The following is a 17,124-nucleotide window of genomic DNA, read 5'->3' on the forward strand; positions in this document are numbered from 1 at the left end:
TCTGAGGGCTTGTCCCCGGCGTGAAAGGGGTGATAGGCGCACGGCAGTCGGGGTGTGGCGCAGCCTGGTAGCGCACCTGTTTTGGGTACAGGGGGTCGGAGGTTCGAATCCTCTCGCCCCGACCATCTTTTGAAGATGACAATCAGACCCCCATCACGTCAGTGTTGGGGGTTTGTTGTTTCTTGCCCGTAAAAACGTTCGTTTGGATCTGCATCTATATCTGTTCGGGTTTGCGCCGGGACCTCTGCGCAAGTCTGCGGCATCTGCCGATTTGATGGGCAGTGTCCTTTGGATCAGCGGGCTGGCCGGGTGTGCTCTTTCATGTGTCGTTCGCGCAACGGTGTTGTCGTGCGCCAGGGTTCTGTCCACAGGCCCGATCGAGCGGGCGTGGCCGCAGGAAGGCAAAGGATATCGGGTTTTGCTTCGCCCGGTGCGTTGATGGAACGGGACGCCGAACGGGGCGGGAAAGCTATTCCGATTTCATCCCCCGATCGATCCACAGAACTTTTCAGGAGAATCGTTGCCACGTCCATGTGGCCACTCTAGGTAGTCTCCCTGTAGGCGGGAGCTACCAGATATGGTGGCACTCACACCCGCTTGAAAATAAGTGGCATCACGCTCCGACCTCGAGATACCGGACGCTCTCGCTATGTTAGCGGCGGGCTTCGGACCGGGCGGCACGCGTGATTGCGGTCAAAAAACGTGCAGCGGAGGCATGATATGCGCCTAGAACGGAAACTCACCCAAGCGGATCAGGACGCTTACGCGGCCCTCGCGTTCACGAACACCACGTCGGAGATCCGCAACCCGGATGGCACGATCGTGTTCCGCCTGGAGGCCGTCGAGATTCCCGAAGGCTGGAGCCAGGTTGCCTCCGACGTCATCGCGCAGAAGTATTTCCGCAAGGCCGGCGTGCCCGCGCGGCTGAAGGCCGTCCGCGAAAAGGACGTGCCGGAGTTCCTCTGGCGCTCCGTCCCGGATGAGGCCGCCCTGGCCGAGTTGCCGGAGGAGGAGCGGTTCGGCGGCGAGACGTCCTCCAAGCAGGTGTTCGATCGCCTGGCCGGTGCCTGGGCCTACTGGGGCTGGAAGGGTGGCTATTTCACCACCGAGGAGGACGCGCGCACCTATTTCGACGAGATGCGCGTCATGCTGGCCCGCCAGATGGGCGCCCCCAACAGCCCGCAGTGGTTCAACACCGGCCTGCACTGGGCCTATGGCATCGACGGCCCGGCGCAGGGGCACCACTACGTCGACCCGTTCACCGGCAAGCTGGTGAAGTCGAAGTCCTCCTACGAGCATCCGCAGCCGCACGCCTGTTTCATTCAGTCCGTCGACGACGATCTGGTGAACGAGGGCGGCATCATGGACCTGTGGGTCCGCGAGGCGCGCCTGTTCAAGTATGGCTCCGGCACGGGCACCAACTTCAGCCACCTGCGCGGCGAGGGCGAGGCGCTGTCGGGGGGCGGCAAGTCGTCCGGCCTGATGGGTTTCCTCAAGATCGGTGACCGCGCGGCGGGTGCGATCAAGTCGGGCGGGACGACGCGGCGCGCGGCCAAGATGGTCATCGTCGACATGGACCACCCCGATATCGAACAGTTCATCGAATGGAAGGTGATCGAGGAACAGAAGGTTGCCGCCATCGTTGCCGGGTCCAAGGCGCATCAGGCGCAATTGACCAAGGTGATGGAGGCCGTGCGCGCCTGGGACGGATCGCTGTCCGATGCGACCGACCCGGCGGTGAACAGCGCCCTGAAGGACGTGATCCGCGCCGCCAAGAAGCACATGATCCCCGAAGCCTACATCCTGCGCGTGCTGCAATACGCCAAGCAGGGTTACGACAGCATCGAGTTTCCCGTCTACGACACCGACTGGGATTCGGAGGCTTACAATTCCGTCTCGGGTCAGAACTCCAACAACTCGGTTCGCGTCACCAACGCCTTCCTGCACGCCGTCGAAAAGGACGCCGACTGGGAGCTGTTGAACCGTACCGACGGCAAGGTCGCCCGCACCGTCAAGGCGCGCGATCTGTGGGACAAGGTCGGCCACGCGGCCTGGGCCTGTGCCGACCCCGGCATCCAGTTCCACGACACCGTCAACGATTGGCACACATGCCCGGAAGATGGCGCGATCCGCGGGTCGAACCCCTGCTCGGAATACATGTTCCTCGACGACACGGCCTGTAACCTTGCGTCGATGAACCTGCTGAAGTTCCTCAAGGCGGGCGGCAGCTTCGATCACGATCTCTACATGCACGCGTCGCGCCTGTGGACCATCACGCTCGAAATCTCGGTCGCGATGGCGCAGTTCCCGTCCAAGGAAATCGCGCAGCGGTCCTATGACTTCCGCACGCTGGGCCTGGGCTATGCCAACATCGGCGGCCTGTTGATGAACATGGGGCTGGGCTACGACAGCCGCGAGGGCCGCGCCCTGTGCGGTGCCTTGACCGCCGTGATGACGGGCGTGTCCTACGCGACCTCCGCCGAGATGGCCGGAGAGTTGGGCCCGTTCCCCGGTTACGCCAGGAACGCCGACCACATGCAGCGCGTGATGCGCAACCACCGCACGGCGGCCAAGGGCAAGACCGACGGATACGAGGCGCTGGCCGTCAAGCCGGTCGCCCTCGACATCGCGGGCTGCCCGGATGCGCGCCTGACGGAGCTGGCCTCGGAAATCTGGGACGGGGTCGTCGAACTGGGCGCCAAGAACGGGTTCCGCAACGCGCAATCCACCGTAATCGCGCCGACCGGGACGATCGGTCTGGTCATGGATTGCGACACCACCGGGATCGAGCCGGATTTCGCGCTGGTCAAGTTCAAGAAGCTGGCCGGCGGCGGCTACTTCAAGATCATCAACCAGTCGGTGCCCGCCGCCCTGCGCACGCTGGGCTATGGCGAGGCGCAGATCGCCGAGATCATCGCCTATGCCGTCGGTCACGGCAGCTTGGGGCAGGCGCCGGGCATCAACCACACCGCGCTGATCGGTCACGGGTTCGGACAGGAAGAGATCAGAAAGATCGAGGCGGCTCTGCCGTCCGCCTTCGACATCCGCTTCGTGTTCAACCAGTGGACGCTGGGCGAGGATTTCTGCACCAAGACGCTGGGCGTGCCCGCGGCCAAGCTGAACGATCCGACGTTCGACCTGCTGCGCCACCTGGGCTTCACCAAGGCGGAGATCGACGCGGCGAACGACCACGTTTGCGGCACGATGACCCTCGAAGGGGCGCCGGGCCTGAAGGACGCGCATCTGAACGTCTTCGACTGCGCCAACCCCTGCGGCAAGAAGGGCAAGCGGTTCCTGTCGGTCGACAGCCACATCCACATGATGGCGGCGGCGCAATCGTTCATCTCGGGCGCGATCTCCAAGACGATCAACATGCCGAACTCGGCCACGATCGAGGACTGCAAGGCGGCTTACGAGCTGTCGTGGTCCTTGGGCGTCAAGGCGAACGCGCTGTATCGCGATGGTTCCAAGCTGTCGCAGCCGCTGGCCGCATCGCTGGTCGAGGATGACGACGAGGCCGCCGAGGTTCTGGAAACGGGCACGCCCGCCGAAAAGGCGCAGGTTCTGGCCGAGAAGGTGATCGAGAAGGTCGTCGTCAAGGAGATCGTCCGCTCGCACCGCGAGAAGATGCCCGAGCGTCGCAAGGGGTATACCCAGAAGGCGGTCGTCGGCGGGCACAAGGTCTATCTGCGCACCGGCGAATACAAGGACGGCCAGCTGGGCGAGATCTTCATCGACATGCACAAGGAAGGTGCCGGTTTCCGGGCGATGATGAACAACTTCGCCATCGCGATCAGTGTCGGCCTGCAATACGGCGTGCCGCTGGAGGAGTTCGTGGACGCCTTCACCTTCACCAAGTTCGAGCCGGCGGGCATGGTTCAGGGGAACGATTCGATCAAGAACGCGACCTCCGTGCTCGACTACATCTTCCGGGAACTGGCGGTCAGCTATCTGGACCGCGAAGACCTGGCGCATGTCAAACCGCAGGGCACCACCTTCGACAGCATTGGCGAATCCGAAGCCATGCGCGGCGAAGATGGCAACCTCGGTCCGGTGTCGTCGGCTGCCAGCAAGTCGTTGGAAGCGATCAAGTCGGTCACGTCCTCGGGCTATCTGCGCAAGCGCCTGCCCAGCGACCTCGTCGCCCTGCGCGGCGGTGCCGATCGCGTTGCGGCCGAGATCGCCTCCGGCGACGCGAAGGTGCAGGTCACGACGTCCGAAACCTCGACCGTCGCCGTCTCGACGGGCATCGACCTGCGCGCCAAGGCGAAGATGCAGGGCTACGAGGGCGAGGCCTGCGGCGAATGCGGCAACTACACGCTGGTGCGCAACGGCACCTGCATGAAGTGCAACACCTGCGGCGGCACGTCCGGTTGTAGCTGACCTGCGGGTCGGAAGGATGAGAAAGGCCCCGGAGCTTTCCGCTCCGGGGCCTTTTTCGTGCGGCTCAGGCCGAGAACAACGTCACCGCGCCAGGTGACCAGGACAGGCGTGCCTCGGCGCCGATTTCCAGGACCGGGCGGCCGAAGACGTTGCGCATGGAAATGCGGACGTTTCTGTCGGCCCCGTCCAGTCGAACGTCGTAGTAGGTCATGTCGCCGTAATAGACGACCTCGACCACGCAGCCCTTGGCCATTCGTTCGCTGGCCTCCTGCCCGGGGAAAAGCAGGGTCGCCGTTTCGGGGCGGAAACCTGCGACGGTGGGACCATCCGTGATCGCCGTCGATTGCAGGGCGGCGCGCGGCATGTCGCCAAGGCCCGCCACGGTAACGGTGTCGCCGGTGACGGAGGCGGGCAGAAAGTTCATCACGCCGATGAATTCTGCCACACGCTGACTGACCGGGCGACGATACAGCGCCTCGGCCTCGGCGATCTGGGCGACGTTGCCTTCGAACATCACGGCGATGCGGTCGGACATGACCAGCGCCTCCTCCTGATCGTGGGTGACCAGAATGAAGGTGATGCCGACCTGTCGTTGCAGGCGAATGAGTTCCACCTGCATCTGTTCGCGCATCTTCTTGTCGAGTGCCGAGAGAGGTTCATCCAGCAACAGGACGCGCGGTTTCAGGACCAGCGCACGGGCAAGGGCGACGCGCTGCCGCTGACCACCGGACAGGGCATGGGCGGCGCGCGCGCCGTATCCGCCAAGCCCGACCATCGCCAATGCCTCATCGACCAGCTTGTCGCGGTCCTGCTTCGGCACGTCCGACCGCTTGCGCAGGCCGAAGGCGACGTTCTGCGCGACGGTCAGGTGAGGGAAGATGGCGTAGGACTGAAACACCATGTTCGTCGGCCGCTTGTTGGGCGGCACTGTCGTCATGTCCTTGCCCGACAGGACGACGGTCCCCTCCGACACGTCCTCGAACCCCGCGATCACACGCAGAAGCGTGGTCTTGCCACAGCCCGATGGCCCGAGGAGGGAGAAGAACTCCCCTTGTCCGATATCGACATCAATGCCCCGCAGGGCGTGATAATCGCCGTAATACTTGTGAATACCGCGCAGACGGATCAGCGGGTCGCCCTTGGCGGGGGTGGTTGCGTGTTGGTTCACAGGAACCCTCCGGTATCTTTGGCGCCCATGCGGGCAAGGCCGCGGCGTCGGTTCCATTCAGCCAGCACGAGGATTCCGATCGAGACCAAAACGAGGATCGTGCCCAGGGCCATGACCACCGGGATCATCCGGGGAAACCGCAGCAGCGACCAGATATAGACGGGCAGCGTCGGGTCCGACCCCGTGAGGAAGAAGGCGATGATGAATTCGTCCAGCGAGATCGTGAAACTGATCAGCAGGGCCGCGACGATGCCCGGTGTCACAAGGGGCAGGGTGATCAGGCGGAACGTCTCGGGTCGGGTGCAGCCAAGGTCGATGGCCGCTTCCTCCAGGCTGGGATCGAGGGACTGAAAGCTGGCGTTCAGGATCGCGATGGCGAAGGGCGTGCAGATCAGGACATGCGCCGCGATCACCGTCCAGAGCGACAGGTCCAGCCCGAACATCCGCACCGCGACCACCAGCAACGACACCGCGACGATGATTTCCGGCAGGACGAGCGGCAGCATGATCAGACCCATCGCCGCCGCCTTGCCGGTGAATTGATAGCGGACGTTCGCGCGCGCCGCCGCAAGGCCCAGCAGGACCGAAAGAACGGAGGCGGTTCCCGCGACGAATAGCGAATTGACGAGGGCGGCGTGCAACTCTCCGTTCGTTCGAAGTTCGGCGAACCATTTCGTCGTTAACCCGTTCAGCGGAAACGCGATGACCGTGCCGTCGTTGAAGGCGAACACCGGCAGCAGAAGGATCGGCGCATAGAGGAACACCAGGAAGGCGATGACATAGCCGCGCAGCATTCAGCGCCCCCCACCGGACAGGCGCCGCGCGATCCAGACGGTCGCAAGCGCGATGACCGTCACGCTGGCCATGGCGATGATCGACAGGGTTGCCCCCATCGGCGCATCGTTGAGCCCGCCGAAGTGGGATTGGATCAGGTTCGCGATCATCAGGCCACCCGGCCCGCCGACCTGTGCGGGCGTGACGTAGTCACCGACGGTCGGGATGAAGACGATCAGAAGGGCTGCGATGACCCCCGGCATGGCAAGGGGCAGGGTCACGCGCAGAAAGGTCATGACGGCGTTCTCGCCCAGATCGCGGGCGGCCTCGAGCAGGCTGCGGTCTATCTTTTCGAGGGCCACGAAAATGGGAAGGATCGCGAAAGGGGCGAAGGCGTGGGCCAGGGTGATCACCACGGCATTCGCGTTGTAGAGGATGAAGGTCAGCGGCTCATCCACGATACCAAGGCCGGTGAGGGCCGAGTTGATGACGCCATTATACCCGAGCATCACCTTCCACAGGAAGATGCGCAGCAGGTAGCTGGTCCAGAACGGAATGGTGATCAGGAACAGCCACAGCGACTTGCGGTCCGCGCGGATGTGAAAGCTGACGTAGTAGGCGACCGGAAAGGCAAGGATCACGGTCACGCAGGTCACGACCCCGGAGATCACGAGGCTGCGACCAAGGATCGTCAGGTAGATGGGGTCGGTGAATGCGCGTGTGTAATTCGCGACCGTTGGTGTCCGGTCGATGGTCAGGTAATCCTGCGTCCAGAAACTGAACACGAGAACGGCCAACAAGGGCCCCGCCAGCAGGGCCATCGCATAAAGGAACGGCGGCGCGATCAACGTCAGCCCGCGTTTGCTTTCCTGATTCAACGACATCCCCCGAACCAACCATGCGCAGGATTGCGTCTGGCTGCGGCAGGGGCAAGCCGGAATGAGCAGCGGCTCAGGATTTCGCGCGTCCGATGGGGGGATCTGCCCGCAAAGCGGGCTTTGCCTTGGCGTCCTGCGGGGTGGCGGCAACCGGCGGGGGCGGGGCCATGCCGGTGCGCGCCACGGGGGACGTGGGGCGCCCTGCGGCGCGCTTCGCCTCGGCCTCCATCATCTGGCGCATGGCAAAGGTGTCACGGGCGGTCGAGACCTGCGCCCCCGCGCCGACGGTCAGGGCCACGACGAGTAGGCCGCCTACGGCAAGCCCCCCGCCCGTGCCCATCAGAACAGGGTCCCCGGAATAGAAGAACAACCCCCGGACAGCGATCCAGCCACCGAAGAACAGGACGGCCCAGCCGCAGATGGCGACGAGGAACAGGGCCACGCGGGAGAAAGGCGAATACATCACGCCACCTAGATGCCAGAATGGTCGGCCGCCGCAAGGGGCGGCGAATCAACAACGCACCGGCCGACAGGCATGTCGGTCGGATGTGCCCAAATGTTGTGAGAGTGAGGTGACCCCGGCGGCGTTTACGCCCCGAGGTAGCGGACCGTCACCACGGGGGTATAATTCTCGCCGAAACCTTCCGGCTGCAACGTGATCGTCTGACCGCGCAGCAAGGTGTTTCCGACGATATCGTCCATCGACAACACCGATTGTCCAACGCTTCCCGTCAGATAGCCCGCCGTCATCGTCATGCGCAGCCGCCCGCCGACCGAGAACAACCCCTGAAGATCGGTGTAGTTCTGACCGCTGGCCTGATCGCTGATATTGAGAACGGAGAGTTGACCGCGCACGGCCCGAACTGTCACCTTGGCCAGTTCGCGCAATTTCGGGGTCGAGCCATCGGGCTCCAGCCCGACGCGCAGACGGCTGATGACGATCTCGTAGCGACCGTCGAAGGCGTCAGTGCGAATCGCGTCCGTCACCTCGTCTTCGAGGCGGGTAGACCGCGGGCGTGTAACTGTGTTGCAGGCTGCCAGAAACGGGACGGCCAGAAGGGTCGTCACCAGAAAACGGCGCTGCGGATTGGGCGTCTGATCGTCAAAAGCCATGTGCCGAAACCGTCCGCTTTTCGAGGTCTTGAATAGCATAGGGCCACCACATGGATGGCCCCACACCAAATCGTGTAGCTTAACGCTTCGAGAACTGGAAGCTCTTACGGGCTTTCGCCTTGCCGTACTTCTTCCGCTCGACGACGCGGCTGTCGCGGGTCAGGAAACCGGCTGCTTTCAGGGCACCGCGCAGGCCGGGCTCATACAATTGCAGCGCTTTGGAAACACCGTGCTTCACGGCACCGGCCTGACCGGTCAGACCGCCGCCCTTGACGGTGGCCATGACGTCGAACTGACCTTCGCGATCGGTGATCTCGAACGGCTGCTTGAGGATCATCTGCAGAACGGGACGCGCGAAATAGGCGTTCACGTCCTTGCCGTTGACGGTGACCTTGCCGGAACCGGGGCGGATCCAGACGCGGGCGACCGCGTCCTTGCGCTTGCCCGTGGCATAGGAACGGCCCAGCTCGTCACGAACGGGTTCGCGGGGAACGGAGGTGTCCAGCAGGACCTCTTCACCGGCGGAGGCGGCACCGGAGGTGTCGACGGCGCCCTTGAGGTCTTCGAGGGAGTTCAGTTGCTCGGCCATGATCAAGCGCTCCGTGTGTTCTTGGGGTTCAACGCCTTGACGTCGAGGACTTCGGGCGACTGGGCTTCGTGCGGGTGATCGGCCGACGCGTAGACGCGCAGGTTGGTCATCAGCTGACGCGACAGCTTGTTGCCCGGCAGCATGCGCTTGACGGCCTGCGTCAGGACACGCTCGGGGTACTTGCCCTCGAGGATCTGACCGGTCGTGCGCGACTTGATGCCGCCCGGATACCCGGTGTGCCAGTAGTTTTCCTTGTCACGCTTCTTGCCGGTGATCTGAACCTTGTCGGCGTTGATCACGATGACATTGTCGCCCATGTCCATGGACGGCGTGAAGGTGGCCTTGTGCTTGCCGCGCAGGCGCATGGCGATGATCGAGGCGAGGCGACCCAGAACCACGCCTTCGGCGTCGATCAGGATCCACTTCTTGTCGATCTGGTCGGGGGTCATGGTGAAAGTTTTCACGGCCCAATTCCTATCTGATCGTGGAAAGACGGTGGGGCGACTGCCCCGGATGCGCGGCTTATATAGCCGTGGCGGTCGGCGTCAATGCGCGTCATCTTGGGAAAATCGTTGTTAAACAACGTGTTGTCATTGGGGTTTAATTTTACCCCACACCACTACACGCCCAAACCGTCCGCAGGTTGGTCCAACAGGTCGCGGAGTCGCTGAATCGCCGCCCGGAAACTGGTCAGGGATACGCCGGTGTTGATGGCGAACCTCACGCAGTGGGGCGCGTTCGCGTCCCGGCCCATGTATTCCTCGGCCGCGCGCAGCTTGATGCCCGCTGCCTCTGCCGCACGGCAGAAACCGGAGGCGCGCCATCCGCTCGGCAGGGTCAGCCACAGGAACGAGACATCCTGCCGCCATGCCAGATTGTAGCCGTCCAGGATCTCGGCGGCCGCGGTGACATATGTGCTGACGACTTCGCGGGTCTCGGCCATCAGGTCGGGTAGGTCCGGGTGGGCCAGCAGTTTGGCGCACAGATCGCTGATCGGTGTAGCCATCCCGAACGAATTGTATTCCGCCACCCGGCGCAGGGCGAGGCGCCGGTCACGCGGGGCGATCGCGAAGCCGACCCTGAGGGCAGGGGTCACGGTCTTCGCGATGGAGGATATGTGCCACGTCCGCTCCGGCGCCAGCAGGCGATAGCTGGGCGTGTCGCAGCGCATCATCTGATAGCAGTCGTCTTCGAGGATCTGGATGTTGGTGGCCCGCGCGACGGCCACGATCTCGCGGCGGCGCGATTCGGGTGTTGCCGTGCAGGTGGGGTTGTGAACGCCCGGCGTCGTGCACAGCAGTTGGACATCGGTCTGTCTGGCCGCCGCCTCCAGCGCTTCGGGGATCAGGCCGTGTTCGTCCATCGGAACGGTCAGGATCTCGGCGCGCAGGGTTTCGGCCATGCGGCGAAAGCCGGGATAGGTCAGCTCCTCCAGCAGGACCACGGGGCGGCGCCCGGTCAGGACGGCCTGCATGATCAGGGAAATGCCGTGCTGTCCGCCATGCGTCAGGGCAATGTCGTCGGAATCGATCGGGCCCAGCAACGGATCGGCGAGAAACTGCTGCGCCGCCTCGCGGGCGGCACGTTCGCTCTTGTGGCCGGGATAATGCATCATTCCCGACGGCGGGGCTTCGGCCACCTCGGCCAGCAGCGACCGGATCAGGCGGGCCTGCCCGACAGACGGCAGGTGAGGCGACAGCAGGTTCACCTCGTAGCTGTCCCCACCGGTCAGATGCGGGGTCGAATCGACCTCCAGCGTCTGGAACTCCTGATAGATCGGGGCAGGGCCGCGCGCCTCGGCAACGAAGGTGCCCCGGCCCGTCTGAGCGACCAGCACCCCGCTGTCGGTCAGGCGCGCGTAGGCCCGTGCGATCGTGCCGGGCGTGACCCCGATCTTCCACGCAAGATCCCGCACGGGCGGCAGGCGGGTGCCGGGGGGCATCGCGCCGCGCGCGATCGCATCACGCACCGCCGCCTCCAGAACCAGGTACTTTGGGCGGCTGTCGGCACCGAAATCGACCTGGATGATATTCGTATCTGTTATTGTACCCATGACAATGTATCGCTGGATTTGGGGATGGTTGAATTGTATCTATTGATCGTAGCTTAAACGCTCGATTGTATCAATACAAACTGCAACGCACATACCGAAGGTTCCGATCCCGAAAGGATACATGTCATGACCGCCCTCGCATTCGACAATCCCGCTTTCAACGCCCATGCCGTCGCTGCCCGTTCGCCGCTGTCGCAGCTGGCGATGTCCTTCGCGGTGACCGTGTCTGTCTGGGAGATGCGGGCAAAGACGCGCCGTGCCCTGAAGGATATGGACCCCGCCTTGTATGGTGATATCGGGCTGACCACCGCCGAAGTCCTGCGTGAGGTCGCCAAACCCTTCTGGCGGGGCTGAACCGCCGACCCTGTTCTCTTCCCCCCTGGGGCCGGATCGCGACAGCATCCGGCCTCTTTTTTATTGTATCGATACGTTTGGCGGAATGGAGTACGTCAGCGAGGCGCGCGCAACCGGCGCCTGCGACCCTTCGGACCGCAGCAGGCAATCCCCGACGGCCAGAACGCGCCCCAGCTTCAGCAGACGCGCCTCGCACAGGATGTCGGCACCCGCCGCGGGTTTGCGCATGAAATCGATTGAACAATTCGTCGTGACGGCAAGGGCGACCGGTCCGAGGCGGGACAGGATCGCCAGATATATCCCGACATCTGCAAGGGCGAACATAGACGGGCCCGACACGGTGCCGCCCGGGCGCAGGTGACGGTCGGCCACCTTGAGCCGGACGATCAATCCGCCCTCGTCCACATGATCGATGACGAAATCCTCCCCGACCTGAGGGAAATCGCGTGCCAGAAAGGCCTCCAGTTCGGGCGCGGTCATCTTCAACATTGCAAATTCCCCTCTGTCTTCGCACCCTTCCCTAACGACCGTAGGGGGGATCGCAAATGTCCGATATTCTGTTGCGCGGCGACGCGGGGGGAATCACGACGCTGACGTTGAACGACCCGGGTACGTTGAACGCCCTGTCGGATGAGATGCTGTCGGCCCTGTCGGATGCCCTGACCGACATCGCGGCGGGGGACGCGCATGTCGTCGTGATCGCCGCCGAGGGCAGGGCGTTCTGTGCCGGTCACCACCTGCGGCAGATGCAGGCCATGCGCGGGGCCGAGGATGGCGGGGCAGCGGCCTTTGCCGATCTGTTCGATCGCTGCTCGCGCGTCATGACGCAGATCCGCGACCTGCCGCAGCCGGTCATCGCGCAGGTTCACGGGCTGGCCACCGCCGCCGGATGTCAGCTTGTCGCGACCTGCGACATGGCGATCGCGGCAGAGGACGTGAAATTCGCGGTGAACGGGGTCAATATCGGGCTGTTCTGTTCTACGCCGATGGTCGCCTTGTCGCGCAACGTGCCCAGAAAGCAGGCGATGGAGATGTTGACAACCGGCGCGTTCCTGTCCGCCGCCCGCGCCGCCGAGGTGGGCCTGATCAACCGCGCGGTGCCCGCCGACCGGCTGGTGGCGGAAACCCGCGCGCTGGCCGAGGTGGTCGCAAGCAAGCTGACAACGGCGCAACGGATCGGAAAAGGCGCCTTCTATGCCCAGTTGGAAAGGCCGCTGGACGAGGCCTATGCCCTGACCCGTGACGCGATGGTGGCGAACCTTGCCGATGCGGACACGGCAGAAGGGATACAGGCCTTTCTGGAAAAACGCGCGCCGCGCTGGACATGAGGCGGCCCTTTCCGCACAAGGCTGCGGAGTTTACGGGGCTTGTCACATGCGCATCTTGATCACCAACGACGACGGCATCTCTGCACCGGGCCTCGAGGTGCTGTCCGAAATCGCCGCGACGGTTGCCGGCGATGACGGTGAGGTCTGGTGCGTGGCGCCCGCGTTCGAACAATCGGGCGTCGGGCACTGCATCAACTATGTCAAACCGTCGATGATCTCGCAGTTGGGGCCGCGTCGCTTCGCCATCGAAGGCAGCCCGGCCGACTGTGTTCTTGCCGGGATTGGAGAGTTGGTGGACGGCAAGGTCGACCTGATCCTGTCGGGGGTGAACCGGGGCAACAACGCCGGTGAGAACACGATGTATTCCGGCACGATCGGGGCCGCGATCGAAGGGGCGTTGCAGGGCATTCCGGCCATTGCGATGTCGCAGTTCTATGGCCCGCTGAACGTCGATCTGGACGACCCGTTCGATGCCGCGCGCATGCATGGCGCAGGTCTGGTTCAGCGTCTTCTGACCGATGCGCCGTGGGGTGGTGACACCTACAAGCTGTTCTACAACGTCAATTTTCCGCCCGTGCCCGCGCGTCTGGTCAAGGGCACGGCCGCCGTGGCGCAGGGGTATCGCGGTGACGGGCGGATGCGGGTGCATCCCCAGACCGCGCCTTCGGGGCGCAAGTATCTGTGGATCGGCGGATCGGCGCAGGGTGAGCGCACGGCCCCCGGCACGGACGTACGCGCCAACGTCGATGGATGGGTCAGCGTCACACCGATGCGGTGCGACCTGACCGACCGCGCGGCGCTGGACGATCTTCGGGCGGTGCTGCCCGATTACAAGGACTGATCCCCGATGACCCCCGAGGAGACGATGCGCCTGCTCGTGACGCTCCGCTCGCGCGGGGTGACGGACAGCCGTGTCCTGACGGCGATGGAGCGGACGGACCGTGCGGATTTCGTGTCCGACACGTTCAAGGCACGCGCCTACGAGGATGTGCCCCTGCCCATCGCCAGCGGTCAGACCATAAGCCAGCCATCCGTCGTCGGTTTCATGACGCAGGCCCTGAACGTTCAGCCGCGTGACAAGGTCTTGGAGGTCGGGACCGGCACCGGGTATCAGGCCGCGATCCTGTCACATCTGGCGCGGCGGCTCTATTCGGTGGAGCGGCACCGCGCGCTGGCCCGCATCGCGACGGCCACGCATAACCGTCTGGGCCTGACGAACATCACCGTCATTTCCGGGGACGGCAGCCACGGTCTGCCGGAACAGGCGCCATTCGACCGCATCCTCGTGACCGCAGCCGCCGAAGACCCCCCCGGGACGCTGTTGGCACAGTTGCGCGTGGGGGGTAGCATGGTGGTGCCGGTCGGCGTATCCGACCATATGCAGCAGCTGGTCATCGTCACACGCACGGCTACCGGTTATGACCATGAGGATCTGAACATGCCGGTGCGCTTCGTGCCACTGGTCGAAGGGGTCGAACCCGGCTGAAGACCGGGTCACCCGAAACTGGGCAGGACGGAGGGACAGCGATGTCCGCAGGATTTTTGGCGACCCGAGGTGCAGGCGCGGTGGTCGCGATGGCCATGTTGGCGGGATGCAATGGGGCCTTGTCCGAACTGGACTTGGATCTGCGCAACAATGCGCCCGGGGGGCTCGATACCTCCAGCGCGGCGCGGCAGGCGGCTGCCGACCGACCAAGGCCCGATGCGAACGGTCTGATCACCTATCCGAACTATCAGGTGGCTGTGGCACGGCGCGGCGATACCGTCACGACCGTGGCGACACGCATCGGGATCGCCCCGGAGGAACTTGCCCGCTTCAATGGCCTCCAGGTCGACTCGCCCCTGAACCGCGAGGCGGTGCTGGCCTTGCCCCGTCGCGTCACCCCCGGCAGCAGCGCCGCGGCAAGGCCCGACATCACGCAGATCGCGGGCGCCGCGATCGACCGCGCCGATGGCGCGGCCCCCGTTGCGACCGTCGCCGTGCAGGGCGGGCAAGAACCCGTGCGCCACCGCGTTGCGCGTGGCGAGACGGCATTCTCCATCTCGCGCCTTTACGGGGTCAGCCCGGCCGCCCTTGCGGAATGGAACGGTCTCGACAGTGATCTGAACGTGCGCGAGGGGCAGTACCTTCTGATCCCGCTGGTGATTTCGGACAGTGGTGCGGCGGAAATCGCCACGCCGTCGCCCGGTGTCGGCACGCAAACCCCCGTTCCCCCATCGGCCAGTTCGGCCCTGCCCGAAACGGTGGAGGAAGCGGTGCTGCCGGCCAGCCCTGACCTCGACCAGTTTCGGACCGAGGCCAGCGCGGCACCGGACCCCGAACCGGCCGTCACACCCGCGGTCGAGGTAGCAAGCGAGCCGTCCGCCTTGCGGCGCCCGGTGTCCGGGGACGTCCTGCGCCCGTTCTCGTCGCGCAACGAGGGCGTCGATTTCCGCGCGGCCGAGGGCAGCGCGGTATCCGCCGCCGCCGCCGGGACGGTGGCCGCGATCACGCGGGATACCGATCAGGTTCCGATCCTCGTCCTTCGGCACGAGGGGGGGCTGCTGACCGTCTATGCGAACATCAAGGACATTCAGGTCAAGAAGGACGACACGGTCCGCGCGGGCCAAAGGCTGGCCAGTGTCGGCGGCGGCGATCCGTCGTTCCTGCATTTCGAGGTGCGTCGTGGTTTCGATGCCGTCGATCCGGAACCCCTGTTGCGCTGAACGGCACCGCACGGACAGTCTGTCGCCCCTAATGTGCGCGCCGGTGCTTTTACATCATGGCGGCAGTGCGTAAGTAAGGGACAGGGTAACAGAGGCATGGGCCGGAACAGGTCCGACTTTTTGGGAGTTTGAGAAATGCTCAACAACATCGGCCTGCCAGGCCTTCTTCTTATCGCCGTCGTCGTGCTCGTCCTGTTCGGGCGTGGCAAGATTAGCTCTCTCATGGGCGAAGTCGGCAAGGGCATCACCGCCTTCAAGAAGGGCGTCGACGATGGCGGCAAGGATGACGATGCGGCTCTGGCCGACGGCACCCCGCGCGACGTCACGCCGGAAACCACCGAAAAGGACAAGGTCTGAAACCTGTCTGAGACGGATCGGGGGCTGACCTGATGTTCGATATCGGCTGGAGCGAAATGCTCGTCGTGGGCGTGGTGGCATTGATCGTGGTGGGTCCAAAGGACCTGCCGCGCATGTTCCGCACCTTGGGGGAATTCACGGGCAAGGCGCGCCGCATGGCGCGCGAATTCCAGTCCGCCATGAACAAGGCGGCTGACGATACCGGCGTGGGCGACATCGCGGGCGACCTGCGCAAGGTCGCCAACCCCAAGAAATACGGGATCGACAAGATCAAGGAAGCGACCTCGGACCTGAAGGCCTGGACGCCGGACGACACGACCGGTCCGGCCACCCGCGACCTTGCCGAAAAGCGCGCCGCCGCCAAGGAAAAGATCGCCGAAAACGCCGCCCGGATGGCAGAGGAGCGCAAGCTGCGCGAGGCATCCGAAGCGGCAGAACTGGCCGATGAACCGGACCTGATCCCGGATCCGGCGGCCCCTGAACCTGCGGCATCCGCAGCGGAAAGCACCAAGGCATGAGCACGACGGACGAGATCGAAGACAGCTCCGCCCCGTTGATCGAACACCTGGCCGAGCTGCGCACCCGCTTGATCCGGGCGGTCGCCGGGTTCCTGATCGGTATGATCCTGTGCTTCACGGTCGGCGAACAGATCCTCGAATTCCTGCTTGGCCCGATCGAGGCGACGATGCGCGCCCTCGGCGACCCCAATCCGCAGATGATCTATACCGCCCCGCAGGAGTATTTCTTCACCCTCGTGCGTGTCTCCGTGGTCGGTGGTCTGATCGTTTCCTTTCCGGTGATCGCCCATCAGCTCTGGCGCTTCGTCGCCCCCGGCCTCTACCGCAACGAGAAGAACGCGTTTCTGCCGTTCCTCATCGCATCGCCGCTGCTGTTCACGCTGGGCGCGGCCTTTGCGCATTTCGTGGTCGTGCCGCTGGCGATGCAGTTCTTCCTTGGTTTCGCGGACGTGCGTCAGGTGATCGTCGATGCGATCCCGACCGAGGTTCCCGAAGGGGTCACGATCGTCGCGCCCGACCTTCCGGTCGTCCCGCAGGCGGTGGAGCCGGGGGGAATCGCCATCACCTTCGCGGGCAAGGTGAACGAGTCGCTGGACATCACCCTCAAGATGATCGTCGCTTTCGGTCTGTGCTTTCAGCTGCCGGTGTTGCTGACGCTGATGGGCAAGGCGGGGCTGGTCTCGGCCGAGGGACTTGCCTCGGTTCGCAAATATGCCGTGGTCGGCATTCTGCTGCTGGCCGCGCTGGTCACGCCGCCGGATGTCATCACGCAGGTCATTCTGTTCGTCGTGGTGTTCGGCCTCTACGAGGTGTCGATCTGGCTGGTTCGTTGGGTCGAGGCATCGCGCCTGAAACGGATGCGCGCCGAAGGCCTGTTGGATGAGGACGAAGACCTTTGAGTGA

General features: G+C 64.4%; 18 protein-coding genes and 1 tRNA gene. 10 read left to right on the top strand and 9 right to left on the bottom strand.

Translation table 11 applies throughout. From position 1 onward, the window contains the following. The first annotated feature begins 48 nt into the window (after positions 1-48). A tRNA-Pro gene (locus tag V6N07_RS01890) sits at positions 49-125 on the top strand. Positions 126-720: 595 nt separating this feature from the next. Then, on the top strand, positions 721-4,383 hold the full coding sequence (locus V6N07_RS01895) for a vitamin B12-dependent ribonucleotide reductase (RefSeq protein ID WP_371153597.1): 3,663 nt from the start codon (positions 721-723) through the stop codon (positions 4,381-4,383). A 64-nt stretch (positions 4,384-4,447) separates the two neighbouring features. On the opposite strand, the gene V6N07_RS01900 is transcribed toward V6N07_RS01895, so the two are convergent. The 8 genes from V6N07_RS01900 to V6N07_RS01935 form a co-directional block, all read right to left on the bottom strand. Beyond that, a complete protein-coding gene (locus V6N07_RS01900) occupies positions 4,448-5,551 on the bottom strand; it encodes an ABC transporter ATP-binding protein (RefSeq protein WP_371153598.1) in 1,104 nt (367 codons plus the stop codon). Continuing rightward, positions 5,548-6,345, bottom strand: a complete 798-nt coding sequence (locus tag V6N07_RS01905) for an ABC transporter permease (RefSeq protein ID WP_371153600.1) — start codon at positions 6,343-6,345, stop codon at positions 5,548-5,550. The genes V6N07_RS01900 and V6N07_RS01905 overlap by 4 nt, the downstream gene beginning before the upstream one ends. After that, positions 6,346-7,209 carry an ABC transporter permease gene (locus V6N07_RS01910; protein ID WP_371153601.1) on the bottom strand — a complete coding sequence of 288 codons (864 nt, stop codon included), beginning with the start codon at positions 7,207-7,209 and terminating at the stop codon, positions 6,346-6,348. 67 nt (positions 7,210-7,276) lie between these two features. Further along, a complete protein-coding gene (locus V6N07_RS01915; RefSeq protein ID WP_371153602.1) occupies positions 7,277-7,666 on the bottom strand; it encodes a hypothetical protein in 390 nt (129 codons plus the stop codon). 125 nt (positions 7,667-7,791) lie between these two features. After that, positions 7,792-8,316, bottom strand: a complete 525-nt coding sequence (locus V6N07_RS01920; RefSeq protein WP_371153603.1) for a hypothetical protein — start codon at positions 8,314-8,316, stop codon at positions 7,792-7,794. 79 nt (positions 8,317-8,395) lie between these two features. Further along, complete coding sequence (rpsI, locus tag V6N07_RS01925; RefSeq protein ID WP_371153604.1) at positions 8,396-8,905, bottom strand: 30S ribosomal protein S9; 510 nt, start codon at positions 8,903-8,905, stop codon at positions 8,396-8,398. A gap of 2 nt (positions 8,906-8,907) precedes the next feature. Then, positions 8,908-9,369 carry a 50S ribosomal protein L13 gene (rplM, locus tag V6N07_RS01930; RefSeq protein WP_371153606.1) on the bottom strand — a complete coding sequence of 154 codons (462 nt, stop codon included), beginning with the start codon at positions 9,367-9,369 and terminating at the stop codon, positions 8,908-8,910. A gap of 155 nt (positions 9,370-9,524) precedes the next feature. Continuing rightward, positions 9,525-10,958, bottom strand: coding sequence for a PLP-dependent aminotransferase family protein (locus V6N07_RS01935; RefSeq protein ID WP_371153607.1), 1,434 nt, complete (start codon positions 10,956-10,958; stop codon positions 9,525-9,527). A gap of 126 nt (positions 10,959-11,084) precedes the next feature. Here V6N07_RS01935 and V6N07_RS01940 point away from each other — a divergent pair, with 126 nt between their 5' ends. Next, positions 11,085-11,312 carry a DUF1127 domain-containing protein gene (locus tag V6N07_RS01940; RefSeq protein WP_371153608.1) on the top strand — a complete coding sequence of 76 codons (228 nt, stop codon included), beginning with the start codon at positions 11,085-11,087 and terminating at the stop codon, positions 11,310-11,312. A 60-nt stretch (positions 11,313-11,372) separates the two neighbouring features. Here the strand turns inward: V6N07_RS01940 and V6N07_RS01945 are convergent, their stop codons facing one another. Further along, on the bottom strand, positions 11,373-11,801 hold the full coding sequence (locus V6N07_RS01945; RefSeq protein ID WP_371153610.1) for a PaaI family thioesterase: 429 nt from the start codon (positions 11,799-11,801) through the stop codon (positions 11,373-11,375). Between the two features lie 56 nt (positions 11,802-11,857). Between V6N07_RS01945 and V6N07_RS01950 the strand changes: the two genes are divergently transcribed. The 7 genes from V6N07_RS01950 to tatC all read left to right on the top strand — a co-directional run bounded on the left by V6N07_RS01950 (position 11,858) and on the right by tatC (position 17,120). Continuing rightward, entirely contained in the window at positions 11,858-12,640 is a 783-nt protein-coding gene (locus V6N07_RS01950; protein ID WP_371153612.1) for an enoyl-CoA hydratase, read from the top strand. Between the two features lie 46 nt (positions 12,641-12,686). Further along, complete coding sequence (gene surE, locus V6N07_RS01955) at positions 12,687-13,481, top strand: 5'/3'-nucleotidase SurE (RefSeq protein ID WP_371153613.1); 795 nt, start codon at positions 12,687-12,689, stop codon at positions 13,479-13,481. A gap of 6 nt (positions 13,482-13,487) precedes the next feature. Then, positions 13,488-14,126, top strand: a complete 639-nt coding sequence (locus V6N07_RS01960) for a protein-L-isoaspartate(D-aspartate) O-methyltransferase (RefSeq protein ID WP_371153614.1) — start codon at positions 13,488-13,490, stop codon at positions 14,124-14,126. A 41-nt stretch (positions 14,127-14,167) separates the two neighbouring features. Further along, positions 14,168-15,346: a peptidoglycan DD-metalloendopeptidase family protein gene (locus V6N07_RS01965; RefSeq protein WP_371153615.1), complete on the top strand. Its 1,179-nt coding sequence runs from the start codon at positions 14,168-14,170 to the stop codon at positions 15,344-15,346. A 135-nt stretch (positions 15,347-15,481) separates the two neighbouring features. Further along, positions 15,482-15,703, top strand: coding sequence for a twin-arginine translocase TatA/TatE family subunit (locus V6N07_RS01970; protein WP_371153616.1), 222 nt, complete (start codon positions 15,482-15,484; stop codon positions 15,701-15,703). Positions 15,704-15,735: 32 nt separating this feature from the next. Beyond that, the gene (gene tatB / locus V6N07_RS01975; protein ID WP_371153617.1) at positions 15,736-16,221 is read left to right on the top strand and encodes a Sec-independent protein translocase protein TatB; all 486 of its coding nucleotides are present in this window, start codon (positions 15,736-15,738) and stop codon (positions 16,219-16,221) included. After that, on the top strand, positions 16,218-17,120 hold the full coding sequence (tatC, locus tag V6N07_RS01980; protein WP_371153618.1) for a twin-arginine translocase subunit TatC: 903 nt from the start codon (positions 16,218-16,220) through the stop codon (positions 17,118-17,120). Before tatB ends, tatC begins: the two co-directional genes overlap by 4 nt. Positions 17,121-17,124 lie beyond the last annotated feature (4 nt).

It is taken from the genome of Jannaschia sp. 2305UL9-9 (assembly GCF_041403465.1).
In the GTDB taxonomy this organism is placed as follows: Bacteria; Pseudomonadota; Alphaproteobacteria; order Rhodobacterales; family Rhodobacteraceae; genus Jannaschia.

What these genes read in the sequence shown, in the direction of transcription:
- V6N07_RS01895 (WP_371153597.1), top strand. Translation starts at nt 721, where the DNA reads ATGCGCCTAGAACGGAAACTCACCCAAGCGGATCAGGACGCTTACGCG.
- tatB (WP_371153617.1), top strand. Translation starts at nt 15,736, where the DNA reads ATGTTCGATATCGGCTGGAGCGAAATGCTCGTCGTGGGCGTGGTGGCA.
- V6N07_RS01965 (WP_371153615.1), top strand. Translation starts at nt 14,168, where the DNA reads ATGTCCGCAGGATTTTTGGCGACCCGAGGTGCAGGCGCGGTGGTCGCG.
- tatC (WP_371153618.1), top strand. Translation starts at nt 16,218, where the DNA reads ATGAGCACGACGGACGAGATCGAAGACAGCTCCGCCCCGTTGATCGAA.
- V6N07_RS01945 (WP_371153610.1), bottom strand. Translation starts at nt 11,801, where the DNA reads ATGTTGAAGATGACCGCGCCCGAACTGGAGGCCTTTCTGGCACGCGAT.
- V6N07_RS01920 (WP_371153603.1), bottom strand. Translation starts at nt 8,316, where the DNA reads ATGGCTTTTGACGATCAGACGCCCAATCCGCAGCGCCGTTTTCTGGTG.
- V6N07_RS01950 (WP_371153612.1), top strand. Translation starts at nt 11,858, where the DNA reads ATGTCCGATATTCTGTTGCGCGGCGACGCGGGGGGAATCACGACGCTG.
- V6N07_RS01970 (WP_371153616.1), top strand. Translation starts at nt 15,482, where the DNA reads ATGCTCAACAACATCGGCCTGCCAGGCCTTCTTCTTATCGCCGTCGTC.
- rpsI (WP_371153604.1), bottom strand. Translation starts at nt 8,905, where the DNA reads ATGGCCGAGCAACTGAACTCCCTCGAAGACCTCAAGGGCGCCGTCGAC.
- V6N07_RS01910 (WP_371153601.1), bottom strand. Translation starts at nt 7,209, where the DNA reads ATGTCGTTGAATCAGGAAAGCAAACGCGGGCTGACGTTGATCGCGCCG.
- V6N07_RS01960 (WP_371153614.1), top strand. Translation starts at nt 13,488, where the DNA reads ATGACCCCCGAGGAGACGATGCGCCTGCTCGTGACGCTCCGCTCGCGC.
- V6N07_RS01905 (WP_371153600.1), bottom strand. Translation starts at nt 6,345, where the DNA reads ATGCTGCGCGGCTATGTCATCGCCTTCCTGGTGTTCCTCTATGCGCCG.
- V6N07_RS01940 (WP_371153608.1), top strand. Translation starts at nt 11,085, where the DNA reads ATGACCGCCCTCGCATTCGACAATCCCGCTTTCAACGCCCATGCCGTC.
- V6N07_RS01935 (WP_371153607.1), bottom strand. Translation starts at nt 10,958, where the DNA reads ATGGGTACAATAACAGATACGAATATCATCCAGGTCGATTTCGGTGCC.
- V6N07_RS01915 (WP_371153602.1), bottom strand. Translation starts at nt 7,666, where the DNA reads ATGTATTCGCCTTTCTCCCGCGTGGCCCTGTTCCTCGTCGCCATCTGC.
- surE (WP_371153613.1), top strand. Translation starts at nt 12,687, where the DNA reads ATGCGCATCTTGATCACCAACGACGACGGCATCTCTGCACCGGGCCTC.